This is a genomic window from Barnesiella sp. B2-R-119 (assembly GCF_023656675.1).
Taxonomy (GTDB): domain Bacteria; phylum Bacteroidota; class Bacteroidia; order Bacteroidales; family Barnesiellaceae; genus Barnesiella; species Barnesiella intestinihominis.
In genome coordinates this window covers 1-3,800 of sequence record NZ_JAMOKL010000010.1, presented here as the reverse complement: position 1 = coordinate 3,800, position 3,800 = coordinate 1, and the positions used below count along the sequence as shown (strand labels likewise).

General features: G+C 52.4%; 2 tRNA genes and 2 rRNA genes. All 4 read left to right on the top strand.

Annotation, left to right across the window (positions count from 1 at the left end):
• Nucleotides 1-1,250: ribosomal RNA gene (locus NBH06_RS13495) — 16S ribosomal RNA — on the top strand; the annotation flags it as partial.
• A 118-nt stretch (nucleotides 1,251-1,368) separates the two neighbouring features.
• Nucleotides 1,369-1,445 (top strand) — tRNA-Ile (locus tag NBH06_RS13490).
• 23 nt (nucleotides 1,446-1,468) lie between these two features.
• Nucleotides 1,469-1,542, top strand: a tRNA-Ala gene (locus tag NBH06_RS13485).
• A gap of 101 nt (nucleotides 1,543-1,643) precedes the next feature.
• Nucleotides 1,644-3,800: ribosomal RNA gene (locus NBH06_RS13480) — 23S ribosomal RNA — on the top strand; the annotation flags it as partial.

The following is a 3,800-nucleotide window of genomic DNA, read 5'->3' as shown; positions in this document are numbered from 1 at the left end:
GCGACGATGGATAGGGGTTCTGAGAGGAAGGTCCCCCACATTGGAACTGAGACACGGTCCAAACTCCTACGGGAGGCAGCAGTGAGGAATATTGGTCAATGGTCGGCAGACTGAACCAGCCAAGTCGCGTGAGGGAAGACGGCCCTACGGGTTGTAAACCTCTTTTGTCGGAGAGTAAAGTACGCTACGTGTAGCGTATTGCAAGTATCCGAAGAAAAAGCATCGGCTAACTCCGTGCCAGCAGCCGCGGTAATACGGAGGATGCAAGCGTTATCCGGATTTATTGGGTTTAAAGGGTGCGTAGGCGGCACGCCAAGTCAGCGGTGAAATTTCCGGGCTCAACCCGGACTGTGCCGTTGAAACTGGCGAGCTAGAGTGCACAAGAGGCAGGCGGAATGCGTGGTGTAGCGGTGAAATGCATAGATATCACGCAGAACCCCGATTGCGAAGGCAGCCTGCTAGGGTGCGACAGACGCTGAGGCACGAAAGCGTGGGTATCGAACAGGATTAGATACCCTGGTAGTCCACGCAGTAAACGATGAATACTAACTGTTTGCGATACAATGTAAGCGGTACAGCGAAAGCGTTAAGTATTCCACCTGGGGAGTACGCCGGCAACGGTGAAACTCAAAGGAATTGACGGGGGCCCGCACAAGCGGAGGAACATGTGGTTTAATTCGATGATACGCGAGGAACCTTACCCGGGCTCAAACGCAGGGGGAATATATATGAAAGTATATAGCTAGCAATAGTCACCTGCGAGGTGCTGCATGGTTGTCGTCAGCTCGTGCCGTGAGGTGTCGGCTTAAGTGCCATAACGAGCGCAACCCCTATCGACAGTTACTAACGGGTGAAGCCGAGGACTCTGTCGAGACTGCCGGCGCAAGCCGCGAGGAAGGTGGGGATGACGTCAAATCAGCACGGCCCTTACGTCCGGGGCGACACACGTGTTACAATGGCAGGTACAGAAGGCAGCCAGTCAGCAATGACGCGCGAATCCCGAAAACCTGTCTCAGTTCGGATTGGAGTCTGCAACCCGACTCCATGAAGCTGGATTCGCTAGTAATCGCGCATCAGCCATGGCGCGGTGAATACGTTCCCGGGCCTTGTACACACCGCCCGTCAAGCCATGGAAGCCGGGAGTACCTGAAGCATGCAACCGCAAGGAGCGTACGAAGGTAATACCGGTAACTGGGGCTAAGTCGTAACAAGGTAGCCGTACCGGAAGGTGCGGCTGGAACACCTCCTTTCTGGAGAAGCAGAACCTGGAACAAGACTGGAAAAGACCAAGCTCTCTCTTGGTACTACACGCTTCGTTCAATATAAAAAAAAAGGAAAACAACCCGCCGCAGGCACGATTTGAAGAATAGTCCTATAGCTCAGTAGGTTAGAGCGCTACACTGATAATGTAGAGGTCGGCAGTTCAAATCTGCCTGGGACTACCAGGCCGGAGGGCAGGTAGTAAAAGGGGGGATTAGCTCAGCTGGCTAGAGCACCTGCTTTGCAAGCAGGGGGTCAACGGTTCGAATCCGTTATTCTCCACGAAAGATCCTTGACATGATGGAAAAAGAAGAGTAAACGAGCAAAGCAAACCCATATCAACCCCTAACGTCGCCGTCTCTAAGCAGAGACGGAAGACGCGGAAGAAAGTAAACAAGGGCGCATGGAGGATGCCTAGGCTCTCGGAGGCGAAGAAGGACGTGATAAGCTGCGAAAAGTTACGGTAAGGCGCAAATAGCCCTAGACCCGTAAATATCCGAATGGGGCAACCCGGCCAGCAATGGTCATACCGCCAAGCGGTAAGCCAACGCGGGGAACTGAAACATCTAAGTACCCGCAGGAAAAGAAAATAACAATGATTCCGCCAGTAGTGGCGAGCGAACGCGGAACAGCCCAAACCACTCGTGTTACGGCACGAGTGGGGTAGAAGGATCCACGATACGGCAAGAAATAAGTTAGCAGAATACGATGGAAATCGTAGCCAAAGACGGTGACAGCCCAGTACGCGAAAACCGACAGAAGCCCAGTGGACACCTGAGTAACCCAGGACACGAGAAATCCGGGGCGAATCAGCGGGGCCCATCCCGTAAGGCTAAATACTCCCGAGAGACCGATAGCGAACCAGTACTGTGAAGGAAAGGTGAAAAGAACCTCGAACAGAGGAGTGAAAGAGACCCTGAAACCATGCGCCTACAAGCGGTCGGAGCATGTTAAAATGTGACGGCGTGCCTTTTGCATAATGAACCTACGAGTTACTCTCGCTGGCAAGGTTAAGCGATTCAGTCGCGCAGCCGAAGCGAAAGCAAGTCCGAATAAGGCGTACAGTCAGCGGGAGTAGACGCGAAACCAAGTGATCTACCCTTGGTCAGGTTGAAGGTTGGGTAACACCAACTGGAGGACCGCACCGATAAGCGTTGAAAAGCTTACGGATGAACTGAGGGTAGGAGTGAAAGGCCAATCAAACTTGGAGATAGCTCGTACTCCCCGAAATGCATTTAGGTGCAGCCTCGAAGTAAAGTGATAGAGGTAGAGCGACTGATAAGATGCGAGGGCTTCACCGCCTATCAAGTCTTGACAAACTCCGAATACTATCACTTGATCTTTGGGAGTGAGGGCATGGGTGCTAAGGTCCATGTCCGAAAGAGGAACAACTCAGACCACCAGCTAAGGTCCCGAAATAAGGGCTAAGTTGAATAAACGAAGTAAAACTGCAAAGACAGCTAGGATGTTGGCTTGGAAGCAGCCATTCATTTAAAGAGTGCGTAACAGCTCACTAGTCGAGGAGTTTTGCATGGATAATAATCGGGCATAAGCCCTTTACCGAAGCTGTGGATGTCGTAAGACATGGTAGGGGAGCATTCCGGCGGCGACGAAGGCCGTCCTCGAGGACGACTGGAGCTTTCGGAAAAGCAAATGTAGGTATAAGTAACGATAAAGGGGGCGTGAAACCCCCTCGCCATAAGACTAAGGATTCCTGATCAACGCTAATCGGATCAGGGTAAGTCGGGCCCTAAGGCGCAGCCGAACGGCGTAGCCGATGGAAGAAACGGTAAAGATTCCGTTACTGGATATAGGAGCGATGTGGAGACGGAGAAGTGACACACCCGCCTGCCGACGGAAGCGCAGGTTAAAGGAAGTAGGTAAACGCCGGGTAGGCAAATCCGCCTGGCGTGCCGAAGCTGACAGTATCGAGAGCCCCCGGGCAATCGAATAGCGGTGGTAATCAGGCTCCCAAGAAAATCCGCTAAGCATATTCTATATTCACCCGTACCCCAAACGGACACACGTAGTCGGGTAGAATATACCAAGGCGCTCGAAAGACTCACGGTTAAGGAACTAGGCAAATTGACCCTGTAACCTCGGGAAAAAGGGTCCCCAGTAAGATGGGGCGCAGAGAATAGGTCCAGGCAACTGTTTAACAAAAACACAGGGCTGTGCGAAATTTCAAGATGAAGTATACAGCCTGACACCTGCCCGGTGCCGGAAGGTTAAGAGGAGAGCTAATCGCAAGAGAAGGCTTGAATTGAAGCCCCGGTAAACGGCGGCCGTAACTATAACGGTCCTAAGGTAGCGAAATTCCTTGTCGGGTAAGTTCCGACCTGCACGAATGGTGTAATGATCTGGACACTGTCTCAACCGTGACTTCGGTGAAATTGTAGTATCGGTGAAGATGCCGATTACCCGCAACGGGACGAAAAGACCCCGTGAACCTTTACTGCAACTTAGCATTGCGTTTGGGCATTTGATGTGTAGGATAGTCCGGAGGCTACGAGCCGGCGACGCCAGTCGTCGGGGAGCCG